Origin of the sequence: Pseudomonas sp. BIC9C, from assembly GCF_034541995.1 — a bacterium.
Taxonomy (GTDB): Bacteria; Pseudomonadota; Gammaproteobacteria; order Pseudomonadales; family Pseudomonadaceae; genus Aquipseudomonas; species Aquipseudomonas fluorescens_CC.
In genome coordinates this window covers 205,590-227,273 of record NZ_JAWDGM010000005.1, presented here as the reverse complement: position 1 = coordinate 227,273, position 21,684 = coordinate 205,590, and the positions used below count along the sequence as shown (strand labels likewise).

Here is a 21,684-nt window from a genome sequence, read left to right as displayed (position 1 = left end):
CTAGCTCACGACTGCAGCACCCAACCCGCCCTGGAGGCGGGTTTTTACTTTCTGTCTCCCGGGCCCCGATCAACGTCAGGAGACGACGATGAGTTTTACAACCGATCAGCAAGCCCTGCTTGAACGCTACGTCAAACAAATCCTTGCCGCGCCGGTGTATGAGCTGGCGGTGCGCACGCCGTTGCAACCGGCGTCGGCCTTGTCTGAAGCCTTGGGCAACCAGGTCCTGCTCAAGCGCGAAGACTTGCAACCGACCTTTTCCTTCAAGATCCGCGGCGCCTGCAACAAGCTGGTGCAACTGAGCGAAGCGCAAAAGGCTCGCGGCGTGGTCACGGCTTCCGCCGGCAATCATGCGCAGGGTGTGGCCCTGGCCGCGCGGGAGCTGGGGATCAATGCCACCATCGTCATGCCCTGCACGACGCCGCAACTGAAGGTCATCGGGGTGCGCAGTCGCGGCGCTGATGCGGTATTGCAGGGGGAAAGTTTTCCGTTTGCACTGGCCTACGCACTGGACCTGGCCGGGGAAACCGGTCGTACCTTTGTTTCACCCTTCGATGATCCCGAGGTGATCGCGGGCCAAGGCACGGTGGCCATGGAAATCCTGCGCCAGCATCAAGGGCCGCTGGATGCGATCTTCGTGCCGGTGGGGGGCGGGGGGCTGATCGCGGGTATCGCCGCTTACGTCAAATACTTGCGGCCGGAAATCCGCATCATCGGTGTCGAGTCGGAACATTCCGCGTGCCTGCAAGCCGCGTTGCTGACAGGTGAGCGAGTGATCCTGCCCAGCGTCGGCACCTTCGCCGACGGGGTGGCGGTGGCGCAGATCGGCGCTTTCGGCTTTGAGGTCTGCCGGTTTTGCGTCGATGAGGTGGTGACGGTCAGCAACGATGAGCTTTGTGCTGCGATCAAGAATATCTACGACGATACCCGCTCGATCACCGAACCTTCCGGCGCGCTGGCGGTGGCCGGAATCAAGAAGTACGTGGCACGGAGCGGGGCTCGTGGTCAGACCCTGGTCGCCATCGATTCAGGTGCCAACATCAATTTTGACAGCCTGGGGCATGTGGCCGAGCGCGCCGCATTGAGCGGCGCTCCGGCATGACGCTTGCGCAGTCCGCCAGCGGACGCCGCAAGGGGCCGCCAGATGACCGGGTCATTCCTGAATGGCTTTCTCGACCTTGTCCGACGCCGACCAGATCCGGTAGCGCACTTCGATGTCCTTTGGCACGTACAGCACGAGCGGCAGCTTGCTGTTGTAACGCAACCGGAAGCCGTCACCGACCACCGGTACGAAATCCTGTTTGCTCGTGCCGTCCGGGCAGGCCATCAGCGTGCTCATCGGGCCAATGACTTTTTCCAGGCGATAGAACGGGTAGCCCCAACCCTCGAGGTTCTTCTCCTCGAGGATGCCGCCCAGACGCGGGTGATTGCAGTCAACGCTCATTGTTTTGCCAGCCAGGATCTCGACCTGGAAGTCGTTTTCCCGGGTCTGTGGCGCGAGGTGAATCACCTGGCGGGTAAACCCGCTCTCGGCCTTCGGATAGGGCGCGGTTTCTTCGAGTTTGGCGGCGTGCGCCACGCCAGCAAGCCCCAGTGCGAATAGCGCCGCGCAAGCGTTAACGGTCAAAGAACTCATGATGCCTCCTTGCTTGAAGTGAAGGGCGGCATTCTCACTGTCGTGTGCAGTGAATGCAAACCCGGGGCGCCCAGTGTGCAAATTGCAGGGTTGCCAGGGGCGATTATTGCAACCTGCATGGCAGGTTTTACAGGTGACTTGCCTAAACTGTTGAGTTGCCGATGAGCTGCACAGCGAAATTCAGGGGATGTCTTATGCTGTAGCAGTCCTTGAAGCTTGCCGGGATCTGACATGAGCAAGCATTGACCGTTTTTGGCCGTCTCACAAAGGAGAGAGTCGCCATGTTTCTTTCTGCCCTGGAACTTCGCAATATCATCGAAAGCAGTTTTCTACCCAAGCGCTGCCAGTGCACGTTGTCACCGGATCTATCGATGACCGTCAAGGTTTATGCCGACGGGCAAACCGATCACCTGGATCTATTGGTCAGCGGCATCGATGCTTCCGGGCTCAATGGTTGTCGGGAAATAAACGAGTTGATTGCCCAACTGCGGTCCAGACAGCACCATATGGAGGTTGAGCCGCACTCGATGCTGGGCAAGGCGCTTTAACCGGCGGTTTCGAATTCCACTGGTATGCGCCGGGTCTGGAAGAACCCCAGGCCCAGCGCCAGTTCAACCCCGGCGGCCAGCAAAATACCCGTTACGGCATGGCCGTTGAGCCATTCGCCAGAACCCGGTATGGCCAATCCCCCAACAGACGTTTCAGTCAGCCTTGGTTCTCGCAGGCGTCGGAAAGTTTACGGTAGGTAATTTCTGCCGGTTTTCCCGTGTCATCGATGTACTTCATGTCGGCCTTCACCACTTTGCACTCCAGGGTGTCGGGCTCGGTCAGTGAAATCACTTTGCTGACATGCAATGGCATGCCGTAGTGATAGGGCACGGCTTGAGAGGTCGTGGTGTCATTGGCCTGAACCAGGCCGGCAAACGCCGTGCAGGCAAGGGCGGTGGTAACCAGCAGGGTGCGAGTGTTCATCAGCGATCTCCGGTGCGAACGGAAAGTCAGTTCGATGTGTGGCTTGTCGAACCTGCCGCACTGGGCGTCAGAACAGTCTGAGGGCGTGCGGTCCAGTTGAAGTGTTGGACCGCACGGTTAAGCGAGGGTTAACCCGGTTGAACGCCGTGTTTCGCGAATGTGCGGTCATTGTTTAGTTAAGACCATCGAGCGCCTGATAGAAAGTCATCGCGAGCAAGCTCGCTCCCACAATGCCCGAGCGTCAACACAAAAGTTGTGAACGACCCGGAACCCTGTGGGAGCGAGCTTGCTCGCGATGAGGGCGTCAGTGTCAGCGCATCTCCACCTGCTGCCGATAAGGCAAACCCGGCCCGGTCTTGCTGCACGTCAATGCGGCCGCCTGCACGGCGAACTTCAGCATGCGGTCGATCTGCTCTCGGCCCAGTTGCTTCACGCCCTCCACCGAATCCAGCTGCTGTTCGGTCAGCCAGGTAATCAGCGCCGCCTGAAAGGTATCGCCCGCGCCCACGGTGTCGGCGATTTTTACCGAACAGGCGGGAGCCGACCACGAACCATGAGCCCGGCTGAACACGGTCGCGCCTTCGCCGCCCCGGGTCAGGAACACCAGCTGACAGCTGTGCTGCAACCAGCCCTCGATCACCTGCGCCGGCTCCTGGCCGGGATACAACAGATGCAGGTCCTCGTCGCTGACCTTGATCAGGTCGGCCAGCTCTACCAGCGTCGCGATGCGTTTACGCCACAGTTCAATGTCCGGCTCGGGGTTCAGGCGCACGTTCGGGTCGAGGCTGATCAGGCGCTTGCCGCTTTCCCGGCGCACCAATGCCAATAGTGTGTCGGCAATCGGCTGCACCACCAGGGAATACGAGCCGACATGCAGGCCGCGTACCTCAGGCCCGAGTGCCGGCAGGTGCTCCGGTTGCAATTGCCGATCCGCGCAGCCTTCGCCACGGAAGCTGTACTGCGGCGAGCCATTGGCCCCGACCGCGACCATCGCCAGGGTGGTCGGCGCGGCAAAATCCACCAGGAATTCCTGGCGCACGCCTTCATCTTGCAAGGTTTGCAGCAAGCGCCGGCCCAGGTAGTCGGTGGACAACCCGGCCAACAGCGCCGCGTCCACGCCCAACCGGCGCAATCCCACTGCCACGTTGAACGGCGAGCCACCGGCAATGGCTTTGAAATTCACTTTGGAAGCCATACCGCTGGCGTCGTTTTCACTGAAAAAATCGAACAGAGCTTCGCCACACACCAGGTACATAGTTGTTCACTCTTCAAATTGGGTTGCGACATGCTGTCGATAGCGTTCATAAGCCTGCTGGCAGGCTTGCACATTGTCGGTGACCGGCAGGGTTTCACTGGCCGGGTCGAGTTGCAAACCGAACGTCGTGCCTTCAACCACCGCGCGGCACAGGTTGGCCCGGCTCAGGTTGGTCATGGTCAAGCCCGACAGACTGGCGCTGGCATGGGTGGTACATATGTATCGCACACCGGTTAATTGAGGCGGTTCTTTGCCTCGATCCATTGCGCCATGTACTGGGTACTTTTGTGTTGATGATGGCGCAACATGCTGCCGGTGAAGTTATCGCGCCTGATATGTGGCAGATTCCTTTGGCATTCGACCAGCCTGTCGATCAATGCAGGGCCATGGGTGGACTGCGGGTAACGGCTGGCCAACAAGTGCCGGGCCTGCATCTGGGCAGCAAGCCATTGAGTCTTGTCTTTATAAAGCCGCACGGCGTTGTCGGCGAACTCGCGCGCCGTACGGGTCACGGCACCGGGCCAGGGCTCTTCACCGTGCATGGCTTCCGCGCCGACCGGCGTGGTGACATTGGGCGTGCCGCAGAGCATCGCATCGACGATCTTGCCTTTGATCCCCGCACCAAAGCGCAGCGGTGCCAGGCACACCCGCGTCTTCGACATCACGTGCAAGGCATCTTCCGCCCAGTTCATCACATGGAAGCCCTGTGCCGCGTTGTGCAGGGCGGTGGCCTTGGGCGGGGTATACGCACCATAGATGTGCAACTGCGCATCAGGCAGTTGCGCGCGAATCAGCGGCCAGATCGCGGTTTTCAGCCAGAGCACTGCATCCCAGTTGGGCGCATGGCGAAAATTGCCGATGTGCAGAAAATGCGCGCGATCTTCGTACTCTACTGGCGCGCTGGTCGGAAGATCGACCATCAGTGGGCACCAGTGCAACAGGTTACGCGGGATCCTGAACTGCTCGACCAGCAATTCGATTTCCACCTCGGAAACCATCAGCGTCAGGTCACAACGATAAAATGAGGCGATTTCGCGCTTCGCCAGATCGGTATTGGCCATGTGTTCAAATTCTTCACGGGACGCCGGGGCGAACAGGTCGCTGAAGTCATTGTTGTCCTCACTGGCCTTCAAGCGCTCCTTGAGGCGTTGATGCCGACCCTGCCTGAGGCTTTGCAGGTCGCAACTTTCGAGCACGCGCAAGGCGTCGGGACAATGCTTCTCGACCCGCCAGCCGAACTGCTCCTCCATCATGAATTGATCGAACAACACGATGTCCGGTGCCAGTTCGCTGATGAATGCGTCGAAACTGCTGTTGTTCAGCTCGATAGGTACTTCGCGAATGCCCAGCGCCGTCAGGTCGGCACGTTGCTCGCCATAGCTGGCCGGGCTGCTGAACGTGATGTCCCAGCCTTGTTGCAGGAACACCTCGAGTATTTGCATGACATGCCCGCTGGCCGCGGAAGAGCGGGGCTCGGGCCAGACGTAACCGATGACCAGGACTCTGGTTGCGCGGGGCTGATTCATGTACGGGAATTCCTTGAAGCGGAGACAGGGCAGGGACGAAAAAGGCGCGCATTAAACCACAGCCGGGCGCAGGCTCACCCCAGGAGGCTTGTGACCTTGTCCCGCAACTGATCGATGGAGAACGGTTTGCCGATCACGTGCATGCCTTCTGGCACTTCGATGCTTTCGGCATACCCGCTGGCAAACAGGATCGGCAAGGCTGGATGCAAGGCCCGTGCTGCTTTGGCCAGTTCGCGACCGTCCATGTTCGGCAAGCCCACATCGGTCATCATCAGATCAATGTGCTGGTTCGAGTCCCTGAGCATCCCCAGCGCCTGTTCGCTGCCGTCGGCTTCCAGCACCTTGAATTCCAGTTCCTCCAGTACGTCGACGATCAGCATGCGCACAATGGCATCGTCTTCGACGACGAGGATAATGGGCGTGTTGGCGGAGGACATAATGGCTTTCCTGAAAAATGATGGGTTTTCGGGGGGAGTGAAATCACCGGCCTCTTGCATGAGTAAGTGGCGGATCCCGACAAGTTCCCGGCGTCGTGAAAAAGAATGGCCGTACAGGTCAAGCAAGGATAACCCGTGCACCAGAACGGGAGCAGCGGAATGTAGGACCTTGCGCGAAAACATGTCAGAAAATTGGAACAATGTGCCAAATTTGGGGCAAACTCCTTGCATTCTGACAGCTCGACAAGGCCTGCCTCATGCCCTCAGCGTCCTCGGTTGATGAACAACGATTTCGTAAACTCCTGAGCCGCAACATCAGCCTGCCATTGGGGCTGGGCCTCATCAGCGCGGTGTTCTTCGTATCGCTGATTACCTATCTGTTGTCGACGATCAAGTGGGTGGAACACACTGACCGGGTGATCAATAACGCCAATGAAGCGGTCAAGCTGACCGTGGACCTGGAAACCGGGATGCGTGGTTTCCTGCTCAGTGGCGACGAACATTTCCTCGATCCCTACGAAACCGCCAAGCCGCGAATTGCCGTGGCCCTCAATACCTTGCTCGAGCTGACCGCCGATAATCCGGTGCAATCCGACCGCCTGCTGCGGTTGCAGGCATTGCAGATGGAATGGGCCAACTATGCGCAATCGTTGATCGATTTGCAGCGTAGCGGCGGTGACTATCGCGCCGTGGTCAAGGCCGGACGCGGCAAGCGCCTGACCGATGAAATTCGCAAGCAGTTCGAGGACGTGATCGACACCGAACAACAGTTGCGCAGCGCTCGCAATGAAGACGTGCGGCAGAGCACGGTATGGAGCATCAGCCTCTATCTGTTGTTCATTGCCGGCGTCAGCGGCTTGCTGGCGTATGTCGGGCGCCGCGATCTGCTCAATCTTTCGCAAAGCTACAGCATCAATCTCGCTGCCCAACAAGCCAGCGCCCATCGCCTGGAGCAGCAGGCCTGGCTGCGCAACGGCCAGACCGAGCTCGCGGAGCAGGTGCTGGGGCAATTGAGCCTGAACCTGCTGGGACGCAACATCCTGCAATTTTGCGCGCAGTACCTGGGCACCGCCGTGGGGGCGATTTATGTCCGGGAAGATCATGGAGGCCTCAAACGCATTGCTTCCTATGGTTTTTCCCGTGAACAGGAAGCCCTTGGACAACACATCTACAACGATGAAGGCATTGTCGGTCAGGTAGCGCAACAGGCGCGGCTGATTCGCCTCGACGAGGTGCCGGGCGACTATTTCAAGGTCAGTTCCGGCCTCGGCGAAGGTTTGCCGCGCAGCGTGCTGGTAGTGCCGACCAGTGACGACAACCGGGTCAACGGCGTGATCGAACTGGGTTTTTTGCGTCCGCTGAGTGACCGCGACACCGAACTGCTGGAACTGATATCCAGCAACATCGGCACCTCCATCGAGGCGGCGCGCTATCGTCAGCGCCTGCAGGATATGCTGGCCGAAACCCAACAGCTCAACGAAGAACTGCAAGTGCAGCAAGAAGAACTCAAGGCCGCCAACGAAGAGCTCGAAGAGCAGTCGCGGATTCTCAAGGAATCGCAAGCTCACCTGGAAACCCAGCAGGTGGAGCTTGAGCAAACCAATGAACAACTCGCCGAGCAGGCGCAGGTGCTGGCCGATCAGCGCGATACCATGGACTTGAAGAACACCGAGCTCAACCAGGCACAGATTCAGCTTGAAGAACGCGCGGTCGAGTTGCAGCGCTCAAGCAAGTACAAGTCCGAATTCCTCGCCAACATGTCCCACGAGCTGCGCACACCGCTGAACAGCTCGTTGATCCTGGCCAGGTTGTTGGCGGAAAACCCGGAGCAAAACCTCAGTGCCGAGCAGGTCAAGTTCGCCGAGTCGATCTACTCCGCCGGCAATGACTTGCTCCACCTGATCAACGACATTCTGGATATTTCCAAGGTCGAGGCCGGGAAACTGGAAATCCGTCCTGAGAACACCAGCGTGGCGCGCCTGGTGGATGGCCTGCATGGCCTGTTCCAGCCATTGGCCACGGACAAGCAGCTGGATTTCCAGGTGGATATGCAGCAGGGGGCGCCGCAGATGCTGTTCACCGACCACCTGCGTCTGGAGCAAGTCCTCAAGAACCTGCTGTCCAACGCGCTGAAATTCACGGAAAGCGGCAGTGTCAGCCTGTCCGTCGCTCCTGTGCCGAACGACGGCATTGCGTTCAGCGTCCGTGATTCCGGGATTGGCATTGCGCCAGACCAGCACGAAAGCATCTTCGAAGCATTCCGTCAGGCCGATGGCACCACCAATCGACGTTATGGCGGTACCGGGCTGGGTTTGTCGATCTCCCGTGATCTGGCGGCCTTGCTCGGCGGCTCCATCAGTGTGACCAGCACGCCGGGGCAGGGCAGTGTGTTTACCCTGGTCTTGCCGCAGCAATACGTAGAACCCGGTGAAGTGCCTGTTGAACCGATGCGAGCCGCTCCTGTGGCGACTGCGCCGAGTGTATTGCCGCCCACGTTGTCGCCACTGATAGCCGACGTCGACATTCCGCGTTTCGACGACGATCGCAACAACGGTCCGTTCACCAGCCGCTGCATTCTGGTGGTGGAGGATGAGCCGAACTTTGCGCACATCCTCTACGACCTTGCCCATGAACTGGGTTATCAGTGCCTGGTGGCCCATGGCGCCGACGAAGGCTACGACCTGGCCAAGGCGTTCATCCCCGATGCGATCCTGCTGGACATGCGCCTTCCGGATCATTCCGGCCTGACCGTGCTGCAACGCCTGAAGGAACACGCCGAAACCCGGCATATCCCGGTGCATGTGATTTCGGTCGAAGATCGCATCGAAGCAGCGATGCACTTAGGCGCCATTGGCTATGCGGTCAAACCGACCACCCGCGAAGAACTCAAGGATGTGTTTGCACGCCTTGAGGCCAAGCTGACCCAGAAGGTCAAGCGCGTGCTGCTGGTCGAGGACGACGACTTGCAGCGCGACAGCATTGCCCGCCTGATCGGCGACGATGACATCCAGATCACCGCCGTTGGCCTGGCACAGGAGGCGCTGGACCTGCTGCGCACGTGCGTGTTCGATTGCATGATCATCGACCTCAAACTGCCGGACATGCTCGGCAATGACTTGCTCAAGCGCATGTCCACCGAAGACATCTGCTCCTTTCCGCCCGTCATCGTCTATACCGGGCGCAACCTGACCCGCAATGAAGAAGCCGAGCTGCGCAAGTATTCGCGTTCGATCATCATCAAGGGCGCACGCTCTCCGGAGCGGCTGCTGGACGAGGTGACGCTTTTTCTGCACAAAGTCGAATCGCGGTTGTCCCATGAACGCCAGAAGATGCTCAAGGTTGCCCGCAGCCGCGACAAGGTCTTCGAAGGCCGCAAGGTGCTGCTGGTGGATGACGATGTGCGTAACATTTTCGCCCTCACCAGCGCGCTGGAGCAAAAGGGCGCAGTCGTGGTCATTGGCCGCAACGGCCTTGAAGCAATTGAACGATTGAATGAAGTGGAGGACATCGATCTGGTGTTGATGGATGTGATGATGCCGCAGATGGATGGTTTTGAAGCCACCATTGAAATCCGCAAGGACCCGCGCTGGCGCAAGCTGCCAATCATCGCGGTGACCGCCAAGGCCATGAAGGACGATCAGGAGCGCTGCCTGCAGGCCGGCGCCAACGATTACCTGGCCAAGCCCATCGACCTGGATCGCCTGTTTTCGCTGATTCGTGTGTGGCTGCCGAAGATGGAACGTATCTAGTGGAGCGAGACAGCGAAATCGAATTGCGATTGTTGATCGAGGCGATCTACCTCAAGTACAGCTACGATTTTCGTGATTATTCCGGCGCTTCGATCAAGCGCCGGGTCAACCATGCGATGAGTCAGTTCGAGTGCAATACCATCTCGGCGCTGCAGGAAAAGGTCCTGCACGATCCGACGGCCTTCATGCAATTGCTGCAATTGCTGACCATTCCGGTCAGCGAGATGTTTCGCGACCCTTCGCACTTCCTGGCCATCCGCAAGGAAGTGGTACCGCTGCTGCGAACCTACCCTTCGATCAAGATCTGGATCGCCGGATGCAGCACCGGTGAAGAGGTGTATTCGATGGCCATTCTGCTGCGCGAAGAGGGCCTGCTCGACCGCACGAATATCTACGCCACCGACATCAATCCGCGCTCCCTGGAAAAAGCCAGGCAAGGGATTTTCTCGATGGAGAATGTCCGCGCCTACACTGCTAACTATCAGCAGGCCGGTGGCCAGTGTTCGTTTGCCGACTACTATACGGCAGCCTACGGGTACGCGATTTTCGACAAGACACTGCGCGAGAACGTGACCTTCGCCGATCACAGCCTGGCGACGGACAGCGTGTTTTCAGAAACTCAATTAATTTCATGTCGTAACGTACTGATTTATTTTAACAAAAAACTTCAGAATCGGGCATTCGGACTGTTTCATGAATCCCTCTGCCATCGCGGTTTTTTGGTGTTGGGCAGTAAGGAAACCCCGAATTTTTCAGCCTTCGGCAGTCAGTTCGAGCCGCTGGTCAAACTGGAACGGATTTACCGAAAATCATGAGCAGTGCAACGAACCTGCGAGCTATCGAAGCGATCGTGACCGGTGCCTCCGTTGGCGGCATCACCATCGTGCAGGACCCGCAAGAGGCTCAGGTTGCCACCAAGGCTGCGCTGGATACGCACCGGCCGGACCCCATACTTCCCGCACGCGGCATCGGCCGTCTGCTTGTCGAGCTGGAACGAATCGCATGCTAAGTAATATCCCGGCCAAACTGCTGATCGTCGACGATCTGCCGGAGAATCTGCTGGCGCTCGAAGCGCTGATCAGGCGTGAGGACCGGATCGTGTACAAGGCGTTGTCCGCCGACGAAGCCTTGTCACTGCTGTTGCAACACGAATTCGCCATGGCCTTCCTCGATGTGCAGATGCCCGGCATGAATGGCTTCGAGCTGGCCGAATTGATGCGTGGCACGGAAAAAACCAGGAACATCCCGATCGTTTTCGTCAGCGCCGCCGGGCGCGAACTGAACTATGCGTTCAAGGGCTATGAAAGCGGTGCCGTGGACTTCCTGCACAAACCGCTGGATATCCACGCGGTCAAGAGCAAGGTCAATGTGTTCGTCGACCTGTATCGCCAGAGCAAGGCGATGAAGGAACAAGTGCTGGCCCTGGAGCAGAGCCGCCGAGAGCAGGCGGCATTGCTCGAGCAACTGCAAAACACCCGGCTGGAACTGGAACAGGCGGTGCGCATGCGCGATGACTTCATGTCCATCGTCGCCCATGAAGTGCGCACGCCACTCAATGGCCTGATCCTTGAAACCCAGTTGCGCAAGATGCACCTGGCTCGGGACAATGCCGCCGCCTTCACCCTGGACAAGATGCACGCGATGGTCGACCGCGACGAGCGGCAGATCAAAAGCCTCATTCGCTTGATCGAAGACATGCTCGATGTTTCGCGCATTCGCACCGGAAAGTTGTCGATCCGGCCGACACGGTTCGACCTTTCGGCGTTGGTTCGTGACCTGCTGCATAACTTTTCCCAGCAAATCGACGCCGCTGAGGCGTCGGTCACACTGGCTGCCGAGCAGCCGGTGATCGGAAGCTGGGATGAATTTCGCATTGAACAGGTCATTTCCAACCTGTTGACCAACGCCTTGCGCTATGGGGCCAAGAGCCCGGTCTCGGTGAAGGTCTACAGTGAAGGGAGCACGGCGCTGGTGGACGTGCAGGACCAGGGGATTGGTATCAGCGAGGAAAACCAGCAGCGGATTTTCCAGCAGTTCGAACGGGTATCGGCCAGGCACGCCGTCGCCGGGCTGGGCCTGGGATTGTTTATTTCAGAACAGATTGTTACCGCCCATGGCGGTACTATTACGGTCCAGAGCAGGATTGGCGAAGGCGCCTTGTTTCGCGTTTGTCTGCCGCTGCAGGAAAACAGCCAGCTAAACGCAACCTCTGATCGACCCCACGGTCGTATCAGCAGCAAATGACCGAACAAAGGCTTCCCATGAGCGAAGATGCACAAGATGTAGTACTCGTCGTCGAGGATGATCCCTCGATTCTGATGGTGCTGTCCGCTTATCTGTCGGGCGAGGGGTACCGCGTATTGCAGGCCGAAAACGGCGAACAGGCTTTTGAGATCCTGGCGAGCAAACCGCACCTGGACATGATGATCACCGATTTCCGCCTGCCCGGTGGCATCTCCGGCGTGCAGATCGCCGAGCCCGCCGTGAAGCTGCGACCGGAACTCAAGGTGATCTTCATCAGCGGCTATGCCCAGGAAATCCGCGAGACCGACAGCCCGATCACACGCAAGGCGCCGATCCTGGACAAGCCATTCGATCTGGATAAATTGCAGGAGCTTATGCAGGACATGCTTTCGTAAGCATTGTGATCATCTGCAGGCCCGGATCGAGGAACCCGCTGCGCACTGCCGCAACGGGCTGTCTGTTCACTTGCCCCTTGACCGGGATGACGGTTCGACGAAATTCCGGTCGGGGGTCAAAGCCCCTGTTGCAGCGCCGGATCATCGGGGTTCATCTGTTCGAGTTGGGCCAACAGGATCTGCACGTTTTGCAGCTGCCCGCTTTCCTTCCAGTAATTGATCAGCAGTACCCGGGCCTTGCGATCGTTCGGATGGCGCTGAACGATTTCCTGCAACTGTTTCTGTGCCGCTTCCAGTTCCTTCTCAACATGCAACGTGGTGGCCAGGTCGTAGCGGTAATCCCGGTTGTTCGGCTCGAGTTCAACGGCTTTGGACAGGCCGAGGAGGGCGAATTCGCTTTGATCGTGGTGCAGCAACCAGAGTCCCAGGGCATGTTGCAGGTAGGCCGAATCGGGTTGCGCCTGGAGTTGTCTGGCCAGCAGTTGCCGGGCGGCGTCGTTCTGGCCCTGTTTATCCAGCACTTCGATTTGCAGCACCAGCGCCGGCAGGTTGTCCGGCGCCAGGCGCAGGGTGTTGTCCAGCGCCTGTTGCGCGTCCTTGAGCTCGGCGTTGTGCAGGTGCAGGCGGGCCAGTTGGTATTGGTTTTCGGCGCTTTGCGGTTCGCTCTTGAGCTCTTGCTCCCAGGCATCGATGGCTTGCTCCAGCGGTCCGAAATACAAACCGAGATCATCCGGGGACAAACCCAGCAGCGCGTTGATGGCGGCCAGCCGAACGCTTTGTTCGCTGTCATCGAGCAATGGCCCCAGCAATAAACTGCGCTGGCCGCTCGGTACCAGCCCGCTGATGCTCTTGATCGCGGCGATACGCACCTCGGGCGACTCGTTCTGCAAGTCGGCATCCGCCAGTTTCAGGGCCACAGAGCTTGGATAATTGGGCAACTCGGCATGCAACCAGACACGGCGCTTGGGGGACAGGTCCGGACGACCCAACTGCTGATAGAGCACCCGCGCAGCACCTGGTTGGCCGGCCCGGGCAGCCGCCAGCGCTTCGCTGTAGCCATGCTGGATGGCTTCGGGAACCACCGGGGTGGTATCGCGCAGGGAAAACCACGCAAGGCCGACGACGAGCAGGGCGAAGAGGCTGATAAACAGATAGCGGCGGGACTTGGGCATGCAGGAATCCGGAAGCTGGCGAGCTTTTGCAAAGGCGCCAGCTTCGGTCAGGCCAGGCTTTGAGTCAAACCTTGACGACGCTCACTGGCGAATCAAACCGTTGAAAAGCCCTTCAGCCGGCAATAAACGGGCATGCAAGCGGTGCCGACAGCAAAACCTCTCGAGGCACCGCCGCAGTGACTACGCTTGCTGGAGGTGTCTCGACGAGTGTTCCCATGCAAGCGTTGTTGCAGTACTTCAAGGCCATGCTCAACCCCGGGCCCGGGGTATTACTGTTTGCCCTACGAACCATCGCGGCCGGATTGTTGACCCTGTACCTGGCGTTCCTGTTCGATCTGGACCAGCCCAAGTGGTCGATCATGGCCGTGGTCATCATCAGCCAGCCACTGGGCGGCATGGTGCTGGCGCGCAGTTTTGGCCAAGTCATCGGGACCACCATGGGGGCGGTCGTAGCGGTGGCAATCATGGCGATTTTTCCGCAGGCACCGATGCCGTTCATCACCACCCTGGCCCTTTGGCTGGCGCTGTGCACCGCCGGTGGCACGCTCTTGCGCTACACCAGTTCCGGGGCATTCGTGCTCAGTGGCTACACCGCCGTGGTCATCGCGTTGCTGGCGATTCCCGATCAGGACGGCACCTTTTTGCTGGCCGTGACTCGCCTCACCGAAACCTTGCTGGCGGTTGCCTGCGTGTGCGTGGTCAGCCTGCTCACCGCCAGGCCGGAAGCCGTGGCCCGGGATTACTTCGCCAGGATCGATCAAATCACCCGGTTGCTGGCCACCCACGCCAGCGCCGTGATCCGCACCGAAGAGAGCGAAGCCGACTTCCAGCAACGGCAAATGCAGCTGTTGGGCCAGATCAGCGGCCTGGAGGGCGTGCGCCGGCACATGTACTACGATGCCCCGCGCTTGCGCAGTGCCAACGGTCTGGTGCAACTGTTGGGCAATCAATTGGTGTTGTTGACCGCGCGGCTGACGGCCCTGCGTCACCAGCGGCTGCTGTTGACCGAGCGTTGGGAGGGCGAGTTGCCTGAGGAAATTCAACGGTTGCTCGCCGAAGAACTGGCCTTTCTCGATGAGCTGGCGCGGGAGGGGCGATCGCTGTCCAGTGAACAGCGCCATCATTTCACGTCGCTGCAACAACGCTTTGATGAGCTGGCCTACAGGGCCGAACAATTGACCGAGCCGCTGCCGGCCACCTTGCGCTCGCTGGCCTGGTCGCTGCGCTGGGAGCAGGCACGCCTGCTGCAGCAGCTCGAGCAGATTCTGGAGTTGAGTGATGCCATCCAGAGCGGACGCCCCGCCAGCAGCGTGTTTCGCGGGCGCGAAAATCCGCTGCACCTGGACTTCACCCTGGCGACCATGAATGCCATCCGGGCCTTTTCCGCGCTGTTGATCGCCGGCCTGATCTGGATCGAAACCGGCTGGGACGGTGCGCGAGCCGGCATGGTGCTGCTGGGTATCCTGTGCTCGCTGATGTCGACGTTTCCCCGACCGCTGCTGGCCGTTCAAAGCTATGCGCGGGGATTCGGCCTGGCGCTGGTGGCGTCTGCGCTGCTTCAGTTCATGTTTGTGCCAATGATCAGCAATTTCGAGATGCTTGCGTTGCTGCTGGTGCCGCTGCTTTACGCCGTTGCGGTGGGGTTGGCCAGCCCACCCACCACCGGCACCGGCATTGGCCTGGGGCTCACGACGTTTCTGTTGCTCGGCCCGTTGAACGTGGGCATTGGACAAAATACCGCCAACCAATGGTTCGAATTTGCCGGGGCTTATACCTGTGCAACCGTACTTGCGTTGAGTGTCTACGCACTGGTTTTTCCGTTCCGGCCGGACTTGCGCTTGCGCCGGCTGCACAAGGAGAACGGCGAGCAGGTATACGCCTTGCTGAAAACCTCGGCGACCGATGAACAGCAGTTCGCGTTCGAGAGCCGCATGGTCGATCGGTTGACCATGATGCTGGGGCTGCTGCCGGCGACGCAGGAGCCACAGTCCCGTGAACTGTTCCAGGCCAGCCTGGGCTGCATGGCGCTTGGCATTGCCCTGAATCAACTCAGGCAGCAGGGGCAGAACAATGCATTGCTCAGCCCGGATCTGCAGAGCCGGCTGTTTTCGACCGTTCGGGAAACGGGAAGGCTGGTTGCCGGGCGGCCCGGAGTCGAAGTGGCGCAGGTACTCGACAACCTGCGCGCCCTGGGCGACGAGCTGGATGCCCTGCACACCGATGTTCATGAGCGCTTGTGGTCGGTGTTCCGGATGCGTGTGGCGCTATTGATCGTGGTGTCGTTCGTCGAGCGTTATCGCGGCTACTTTCAACCCGCTGGCCTTGAAGGAGACCCTGTCCTTGCCCATTGATCTGGAAGTGGGTGGTGCCTATCTGCCCCCGATTGCTCAGGCGCTGCTGTTGGGCCTGCCGATTTTCCTGTTGCTGGACTGGACGTTACGGCGTCTCGGTGTGCTGCAGTTTGTCTGGCATGAGGCATTGTTCGAAGGCGCGTTGTACGTTTGTGTCTGCGCCACATTGATACTGGTGATGGGAGCCTGATGCCTTGAAGAACATCCTTTCCCGACTCACGACGGTCGCTGTGGTGCTTCTGGCCCTTATCCTGGGCTGGTTCGCCTGGGAACATTACACCCGCGCGCCCTGGACCCGGGATGCCCGGGTGCGTGCCGATGTGGTGACCTTGTCCGCCGACGTTTCGGGGCGAATCGTCAGCCTGGCCGTGCAGGACAACCAACACGTGAACAAAGGCCAGGCGCTGCTGGAGATCGATCCGGCGCGTTACACGCTGGCAGTGGAGCATGCCAAACGTGCCGTTGAAGTGTCGAAAGCCTCGCTCGGCCAAGCCCAGGCGGCCATTACCGCCAGCGAAGCCTTGCTCAAACAACGTCAGAGCGAGGAGCAACGGCGGCGCACACTCAAGGATCGTTCGGCCATTTCCGGCGAAGAGTGGGAAAAAGCCAACACCGATGTGTCGGTGGCCCAGGCTGACTTGCTGCGTAATCAGGCCAACCTGGTGTTGGCCCAGGCCAACGTGCAACTGGCCATCGCGGCACTGACCCAGTCCGAGCTCGACTTGCAGCGGACCCATGTCGTCTCCCCGGTGACCGGTTACGTCACCAATCTGCTGACCCGGGAAGGCGACTACGCCTCGGCCGGAGGTCCATTGCTGGCACTGGTGGACAGCGATTCGTTCTATGTCAGTGGTTACTTTGAAGAAACCAAGTTGCCGCGGATCGGGGAGGGCGACCGGGTGAAGATCGAGTTGATGAGTGGCGAAACCTTCGGCGGCAAAGTACAGAGCATTGCCTTCGCCATTGCCGACCGGGAAAACCTGCCGGGCGGACGCCTGCTGGCCAACATCAACCCCAGTTACACCTGGGTCAAACTGGCGCAGCGGGTGCCGGTGCGGATCGAGATCGATGCCGACTATGCCGGCAAAGACAAATTGCGCGCCGGGACCACCGCGACGGTGACCGTCCAGGAACACCCCTAATCCCTGTAGGAGCGAGCCCGCTCGCGATGGTGGGAAACGATGACGCGGGCAGCCTGAATTAACGCGGTGTTCTCTGGTTCTTCGCGAGCAGGCTCGCTCCTACAAGAGTTGTGGTGAACATAAAAAAGCCCCGCGACCGAATGAGACGCAGGGCAAGGAAACTGGTTGGTTGCGGCCAACCAAAGGAGCGCTTCAAGACATCGGGTTAATTGCTCGCGACCGTTTCCGGCTGCCAGCCGCCTCCGGGCCTTGTAGATCGCGACGATGCCGCGATACAGGTCCACTTCAGCCTGGGCCTGGGTGTCTTCGGCCGCCAGGCGTTCACGCTGGGCATCGAGCAGCACGAGGAAATCGGCCGTGCCTTCGCGGTAGCGAATCTCCGCCAGATCGGCGGCCGAGCGGCTGGACTCGCTCTGACGAATCAGCGAGATCAGGCGCTGTTGGCGTTTGCCGTAGTCGCTGAAGGCATTTTCCGATTCTTCCAGGGCCAGCAGCACTTGCTGCTCGTAGGTCGCCAGGGCGCCTTCGGCATCGGCGTCGGCGCCGCGTATGCGGGCTTTTACGCTGCCCAGGTCAAACGCGGCCCAGGTGATGCTCGGGCCCAGCGCCCAGGCGTTGGCCGCTGAAGAGCCGATCTGCGAACCACGTCCGGCGGTCCAGCCAAGGAAGCCGCTGAGGCTGACCCGCGGGAACAGATCCGCCTTGGCCACGCCGATACGCGCAGTGGCCGAAGCCAGTTGGCGTTCGGCACTGAGAATGTCCGGACGGCGTTGCAGCAGTTCACCCGGATCACCGATCGGCAAGGCCTTGGCAATCGCCGGCAGGTCTTTTGGGCTCAGGTCCACGGTCAGCTTGTCCGGACGTTCACCCAGCAGGGTGGCGATGCGGTTTTTCTGCCGAACCTGTTCGGCCTGCAGTTGCGGCACGCTGGCTTCAACCGACGCCAGTCGCGCATCCGCACGCTCCACATCGAGCTGGTCACCGACGCCGGCATCACGCAGGCTGACCGTGATCTTGCGCGACTCCCGCTGGTTTTCCAGGTTGGCCAGGGCAATTTTTTCCCGCAGCTGCGCGCCGCGCAGTTGGCCGTAGGAATCCACCAGTTCGGCAATCATGGTGACTTGCAGTTGGTACAGATCGGCCTCGAACGCCTGTTGCTCGGCGTTGGCCGACTCCAGGTTGCGCTGGATGCGACCGAACAAGTCAATCTCCCAGGCCATGTCCAGGCCCAGGTCATAGCGCTCGCTGTTGACCCGCTTGGTGGTCTGGCCCGGGATCTGGCCTTTGCCCAAATCACTGCTGGCACGGCTGGTGATGGTCGGCATGGCGTCATTGCTGACGTCATCGCGGATCGCCCGTGCGGCTTTCCAGCGGGCGAAGGCGACGCGCAGATCACGGTTGCCCTTGAGCGACTCGGTCACCAACTGGTTGAGGGTCGGGTCTTCGAACTGTTGCCACCAGACGCCTTCGAAACGCGAACGGTCAAAATTCTTCTGTCCGGCGGCGCCATCGGTGGCGGTCGTGATATTCGCTGGTTCAGTGGCTGGGGTCTTGTAGTCCGGGCCCACGGCACAGGCACTCAAGGCCAGTGCCAGCAGGCTCGGCAGGAACGCTTTCAAACTCATCAGTGCGACTCCAGCTTCAGGTTGGCCTTGGCAGCTTTGCGTGCCTGGCCGCGCTCGACAAAGTTACGAATCAATACGTAGAACACTGGCGTCAACAACAGACCGAAGAAGGTCACCCCGAGCATCCCGGAGAACACCGCCACACCCATGGCGTGACGCATTTCGGCACCGGCACCGCTGGAGAACACCAGTGGCACCACACCCATGATGAACGCGAAGGAGGTCATCAGGATCGGCCGCAGACGCAGGCGGCATGCTTCCAGGACCGCAGCCAGCGGGTTGAGGCCTTCGAGCTGTTTGTCCTTGGCGAACTCGACGATCAGGATCGCGTTCTTGCACGCCAGGCCCACCAGTACGATCAGGCCGATCTGGGTGAAGATGTTGTTGTCACCGCCGGAGGCAATCACACCGGTGATGGCCGACAGCAAGGTCATCGGTACGATCAGGATCACCGCCAGTGGCAGGCTCCAGCTTTCGTATTGAGCCGCCAGTACCAGGAACGCCAGCAGCACGCAGAGCGGGAACACGAACAGCGCGGTGTTGCCGGACAGGATCTGCTGGTAAGTCAGGTCGGTCCATTCGTAGGTCATGCCGTTGGGCAGTTCTTCCTTAAGCAGTTTCTCGATGGCTTTTTCGGCCTGGCCGGAGCTGTAGCCGGGGGCTGCCGCACCGTTGATTTCAGCGGTGATGAAGCCGTTGTAGTGCATCACGCGGTCGGGACCTGAGGTGTCGCTGACCTTGATGAAGGTCGCCAGCGGGATCATCTCGCCCTTGTTGTTGCGCACTTTCAGCTGGCCGATCTGGTCGGATTCGAGGCGGAACTGTTGTTCGGCCTGAACGTTGACCTGATAGGTGCGACCAAAGCGGTTGAAGTCGTTGGCATACAGCGAACCCAGGTAGATTTGCAGGGTGTCGAAGATGTCGCTGACGGCAACGCCGTGGGTCTTGGCTTTTTCCCGGTCGATAGCCGCATCGACCTGCGGCACGTTCACCGTGTAGCTGGTGAACAGGCCGGCCAGCTCCGGCACGCTGTGGCTCTTGGCGATGATGTTCATGGTTTCCTTGTACAGCTCTTCGTAGCCCAGGTTGCCCCGGTCCTCGATCTGCAGGCGGAAACCGCCGATGGTGCCCAGGCCTTGTACCGGTGGCGGCGGGAAGATCGCCATGTAGGCTTCCTGGATGTTCGCGTACTGGCCGTTCAAGGCACCGGCGATCGCACCGGCGGACATGCTCGGGTCTTTGCGTTCGTCGAACGGTTTGAGGGTCACGAACACGATGCCGGCGTTCGGGCTGTTGGTGAAACCGTTGATCGACAGGCCGGGGAAGGCCACCGCACTTTCCACACCCGGCTGTTTCAGCGCCAGGTCGGACATGCGCTTGATCACGTCTTCGGTACGGTCCAGGCTCGAGGCGTCCGGCAATTGCGCGAAGGCCACCAGGTATTGCTTGTCCTGGCCGGGTACGAAACCGGTCGGGGTGCTGGAGAAACCGAAGAAGGTCAGGACCATCAGGCCGGCGTACAGCAGCAGGGCGATGCCGCTTGAGCGGATCACACGGGCAACGGTGCCGACATAACCATGGCTGGCCTTTTCAAAGAAGCGGTTGAACGGACGGAATAACCAGCCGCCGAAAATCTTGTCCAGCACCTTGGAGAAGCGGTCTTTCGGCGTGTCGTGGCCTTTGAGCAAGACGGCGGCCAGCGCCGGCGACAGGGTCAGCGAGTTGAAGGCCGAGATCACGGTCGAAATGGCGATGGTCAGGGCGAACTGCTTGTAGAACTGCCCGGTGAGGCCAGAGATGAACGCCGCCGGAACAAACACCGCACACAGCACCAGCGCCGTGGCAATGATCGGGCCGGTCACTTCACCCATGGCCTTTTTGGTTGCATCGAAGGGGGTGAGTCCCAGTTCGATGTTACGTTCGACGTTCTCCACCACCACGATGGCGTCGTCCACCACGATACCGATCGCCAATACCAGACCGAACAGCGACAGGGCGTTGAGCGAGAAGCCAAACAGGTGCATCACGGCAAAGGTACCGATCAGCGATACCGGCACAGCCACCAACGGAATGATCGAGGCGCGCCAGGTTTGCAGGAACAGGATGACCACCAGCACTACGAGGATCAGCGCTTCGAAGAGGGTGTGAACCACCGCCTCGATGGAGCCGCGCACGAAGATCGTCGGGTCATAAACGATGCTGAAGTCCATGCCTTCGGGGAAGCTCTTCTTCAGTTCGGCCATTTTCGCTCGAACTTCGTTGGAGATCTCGATGGCGTTGGAGCCAGGGCGCTGGAAGATCGGGATCGCCACCGCCGGCTGGTTGTTCAGCAGCGAGCGCAGGGCGTACTGGCTGGAACCCAGCTCAACGCGAGCGATGTCTTTGAGACGAGTGATTTCACCGTTTTCGCCAGAGCGAATGATGATGTTCTCGAACTCTTCCTCACTGACCAAACGGCCCTGAGTGTTGACCGACAGCTGGAAACTTTGGGCATTCGGGGCAGGGGGAGCGCCCAATGCACCGGCGGCCACTTGACGGTTCTGTTCACGAATGGCGGTTACAACATCAGTTGCAGTCAGGTTGCGCGAAGCGGTCTTGTTCGGGTCGAGCCACACCCGCAGCGAGTAGTCGCCCATGCCGAACAGTTGCACGTCACCGACACCGCCCAGTCGCGCCAGCTCATCCTTGATGTTGAGGATCGCGTAGTTGGACAGATAGAGCATGTCGTAGCGTTTGTCCGGCGAGGTCAAGTGCACCACCATCGTCAGGTCGGGTGACGCCTTGTCCACGGTGATGCCGATGCGCGTCACTTCCTCGGGAAGTTTCGGCTCGGTCCGGGTCACGCGGTTCTGCACCTGCACCTGTGCGTTGTCCAGGTCAGTACCCAGGGCAAAGGTGATGGTCAGGGTGATCTTGCCGTCAGCGGTGGATTGCGAGGACATGTACAGCATGTTCTCGACGCCGGTGATGGCTTGCTCCAGGGGAGCGGCCACGGTTTCGCCGATGACTTTCGGGTTGGCACCCGGGAAGTTGGCGCGGACCACCACGGTGGGTGGCACGACTTCCGGGTATTCGCTGATAGGCAACTGGAACAGCGAGATCGCACCGGCGATCAGGATCAGCAGCGACAGCACCGCTGCGAAGATCGGTCGCGAAATAAAGAATTGGGAAAAATTCATC

At 59.9% G+C, this 21,684-nt stretch carries 17 protein-coding genes and 3 pseudogenes; 10 read left to right on the top strand and 10 right to left on the bottom strand.

Features of this window, described 5'->3' with window-relative positions:
* Nucleotides 1-88 precede the first annotated feature (88 nt).
* On the top strand, nucleotides 89-1,102 hold the full coding sequence (ilvA, locus tag RS887_RS21835) for a threonine ammonia-lyase, biosynthetic (RefSeq protein WP_322616984.1): 1,014 nt from the start codon (nucleotides 89-91) through the stop codon (nucleotides 1,100-1,102).
* A gap of 51 nt (nucleotides 1,103-1,153) precedes the next feature.
* On the opposite strand, the gene eco is transcribed toward ilvA, so the two are convergent.
* Nucleotides 1,154-1,636 (bottom strand): serine protease inhibitor ecotin, encoded by a 483-nt coding sequence (gene eco / locus RS887_RS21830; RefSeq protein WP_322616983.1) that lies wholly within the window; start codon nucleotides 1,634-1,636, stop codon nucleotides 1,154-1,156.
* Nucleotides 1,637-1,917: 281 nt separating this feature from the next.
* Between eco and RS887_RS21825 the strand changes: the two genes are divergently transcribed.
* Nucleotides 1,918-2,184: a DUF1652 domain-containing protein gene (locus tag RS887_RS21825; protein ID WP_008022677.1), complete on the top strand. Its 267-nt coding sequence runs from the start codon at nucleotides 1,918-1,920 to the stop codon at nucleotides 2,182-2,184.
* On the opposite strand, the gene RS887_RS21820 is transcribed toward RS887_RS21825, so the two are convergent.
* The 6 genes and pseudogenes from RS887_RS21820 to RS887_RS21795 form a co-directional block, all read right to left on the bottom strand.
* On the bottom strand, nucleotides 2,181-2,321 hold the full coding sequence (locus tag RS887_RS21820; RefSeq protein ID WP_181456770.1) for a hypothetical protein: 141 nt from the start codon (nucleotides 2,319-2,321) through the stop codon (nucleotides 2,181-2,183). The genes RS887_RS21825 and RS887_RS21820 overlap by 4 nt on opposite strands.
* 20 nt (nucleotides 2,322-2,341) lie before the next feature.
* Nucleotides 2,342-2,608: a DUF2790 domain-containing protein gene (locus RS887_RS21815; protein WP_322616982.1), complete on the bottom strand. Its 267-nt coding sequence runs from the start codon at nucleotides 2,606-2,608 to the stop codon at nucleotides 2,342-2,344.
* A 310-nt stretch (nucleotides 2,609-2,918) separates the two neighbouring features.
* Nucleotides 2,919-3,863 carry a carbohydrate kinase gene (locus RS887_RS21810; RefSeq protein WP_322616981.1) on the bottom strand — a complete coding sequence of 315 codons (945 nt, stop codon included), beginning with the start codon at nucleotides 3,861-3,863 and terminating at the stop codon, nucleotides 2,919-2,921.
* Between the two features lie 6 nt (nucleotides 3,864-3,869).
* Nucleotides 3,870-4,073 (bottom strand): annotated as a pseudogene (locus RS887_RS21805) (xylulokinase); the annotation flags it as partial.
* Between the two features lie 23 nt (nucleotides 4,074-4,096).
* Nucleotides 4,097-5,389: a glycosyltransferase gene (locus RS887_RS21800; RefSeq protein ID WP_322616980.1), complete on the bottom strand. Its 1,293-nt coding sequence runs from the start codon at nucleotides 5,387-5,389 to the stop codon at nucleotides 4,097-4,099.
* Nucleotides 5,390-5,463: 74 nt separating this feature from the next.
* Nucleotides 5,464-5,826, bottom strand: coding sequence for a response regulator (locus RS887_RS21795; protein WP_322616979.1), 363 nt, complete (start codon nucleotides 5,824-5,826; stop codon nucleotides 5,464-5,466).
* Between the two features lie 257 nt (nucleotides 5,827-6,083).
* Here RS887_RS21795 and RS887_RS21790 point away from each other — a divergent pair, with 257 nt between their 5' ends.
* From RS887_RS21790 to RS887_RS21770, 5 genes and pseudogenes are all read left to right on the top strand, one after another.
* Nucleotides 6,084-9,575 carry a response regulator gene (locus tag RS887_RS21790; RefSeq protein WP_322616978.1) on the top strand — a complete coding sequence of 1,164 codons (3,492 nt, stop codon included), beginning with the start codon at nucleotides 6,084-6,086 and terminating at the stop codon, nucleotides 9,573-9,575.
* The gene (locus tag RS887_RS21785; protein ID WP_322616977.1) at nucleotides 9,575-10,390 is read left to right on the top strand and encodes a protein-glutamate O-methyltransferase CheR; all 816 of its coding nucleotides are present in this window, start codon (nucleotides 9,575-9,577) and stop codon (nucleotides 10,388-10,390) included. The genes RS887_RS21790 and RS887_RS21785 overlap by 1 nt, the downstream gene beginning before the upstream one ends.
* Nucleotides 10,391-10,443: 53 nt before the next feature.
* A pseudogene (locus tag RS887_RS21780) lies at nucleotides 10,444-10,584 on the top strand (chemotaxis protein CheB); the annotation flags it as partial.
* Nucleotides 10,578-11,819, top strand: coding sequence for a hybrid sensor histidine kinase/response regulator (locus RS887_RS21775; protein ID WP_322616976.1), 1,242 nt, complete (start codon nucleotides 10,578-10,580; stop codon nucleotides 11,817-11,819). The pseudogene RS887_RS21780 and the gene RS887_RS21775, both read left to right, overlap by 7 nt.
* 17 nt (nucleotides 11,820-11,836) lie before the next feature.
* Nucleotides 11,837-12,214, top strand: a complete 378-nt coding sequence (locus RS887_RS21770; protein WP_007970583.1) for a response regulator — start codon at nucleotides 11,837-11,839, stop codon at nucleotides 12,212-12,214.
* 116 nt (nucleotides 12,215-12,330) lie between these two features.
* On the opposite strand, the gene RS887_RS21765 is transcribed toward RS887_RS21770, so the two are convergent.
* Nucleotides 12,331-13,386 carry a tetratricopeptide repeat protein gene (locus RS887_RS21765; RefSeq protein ID WP_322616975.1) on the bottom strand — a complete coding sequence of 352 codons (1,056 nt, stop codon included), beginning with the start codon at nucleotides 13,384-13,386 and terminating at the stop codon, nucleotides 12,331-12,333.
* Nucleotides 13,387-13,601: 215 nt separating this feature from the next.
* On the opposite strand from RS887_RS21765, the gene RS887_RS21760 reads away from it, so the two are divergent.
* The 3 genes from RS887_RS21760 to RS887_RS21750 are packed head-to-tail and all read left to right on the top strand — an operon-like array spanning nucleotide 13,602 to nucleotide 16,879.
* Nucleotides 13,602-15,737, top strand: a complete 2,136-nt coding sequence (locus RS887_RS21760) for an FUSC family protein (RefSeq protein ID WP_322616974.1) — start codon at nucleotides 13,602-13,604, stop codon at nucleotides 15,735-15,737.
* Nucleotides 15,727-15,927 (top strand): DUF1656 domain-containing protein, encoded by a 201-nt coding sequence (locus RS887_RS21755; protein WP_008001544.1) that lies wholly within the window; start codon nucleotides 15,727-15,729, stop codon nucleotides 15,925-15,927. The genes RS887_RS21760 and RS887_RS21755 overlap by 11 nt, the downstream gene beginning before the upstream one ends.
* 4 nt (nucleotides 15,928-15,931) lie before the next feature.
* The gene (locus RS887_RS21750) at nucleotides 15,932-16,879 is read left to right on the top strand and encodes an HlyD family secretion protein (protein ID WP_322616973.1); all 948 of its coding nucleotides are present in this window, start codon (nucleotides 15,932-15,934) and stop codon (nucleotides 16,877-16,879) included.
* Nucleotides 16,880-17,084: 205 nt separating this feature from the next.
* Here the strand turns inward: RS887_RS21750 and RS887_RS21745 are convergent.
* Nucleotides 17,085-18,504 (bottom strand): annotated as a pseudogene (locus RS887_RS21745) (efflux transporter outer membrane subunit).
* A complete protein-coding gene (locus RS887_RS21740) occupies nucleotides 18,504-21,683 on the bottom strand; it encodes an efflux RND transporter permease subunit (RefSeq protein WP_322616972.1) in 3,180 nt (1,059 codons plus the stop codon). Before RS887_RS21740 ends, RS887_RS21745 begins: the two are co-directional and overlap by 1 nt.
* Nucleotide 21,684 lies beyond the last annotated feature (1 nt).